Here is a 634-nt window from a genome sequence, read left to right as displayed (position 1 = left end):
ATGAGATTGCTGAGGGGGTTTTTGCTGTACGTGCACCAGATAGATCCGATAACTCTCCACATTACATCACTCTTTACAAAAGTGAGCCGTTCAAATCAAAAATTGGCAACCATAAAGTCACCAACATTAAAGGTGAGGGAGAAGACGGAGTTTTACTTATTGGCAGCAAATACTTTATTGATAAAGAACGCCAGGAGTACACGCCGACTGAACTAGCCAACCTTCGACGCTCTCAGCAGTCTAAAAAGAAAGTTGTAAAACCTGCTAAAGAATCGATTACAAAGCCAACGGCAGTACAGGTTGCTAAGACTACCACCCAACATATTGGTAAAAATACAGAAGTAAATAGCAAAGTAGTACAGCCAACGATGGCAATAGCATCTAGCTCGACTGTAGTACAGCCAATAGAAGCGCCAAAAATGGTAGTTCCAAGTACGGGAGTAACATACAAGGATGGGCGAATTCTTCTTCCTGACTACGCAATGATCACTAAGTCGCAGGACCTAAACAGTGCGCTAGTCGTAAATCTTACCAAGACCTCTGGCGAAAGAACTATTTCCGTAGAAAAAGGAAAATACTACGACTTCATTGGAACTGTTAGAGAAATCTCGGCTGACGGAACAATCTGTTCAGA

General features: G+C 42.3%; 1 protein-coding gene. It reads left to right on the top strand.

The features are described from left to right. The coding region (locus IQR33_RS02005; RefSeq protein WP_193843465.1) for a hypothetical protein at positions 1-634 on the top strand (634 nt) is incomplete at both ends.

This window comes from Vibrio sp. OPT46 (assembly GCF_015163535.1).
Taxonomy (GTDB): Bacteria; Pseudomonadota; Gammaproteobacteria; order Enterobacterales; family Vibrionaceae; genus Vibrio; species Vibrio alginolyticus.
This window is presented reverse-complemented; position numbering and strand designations above follow the sequence as displayed.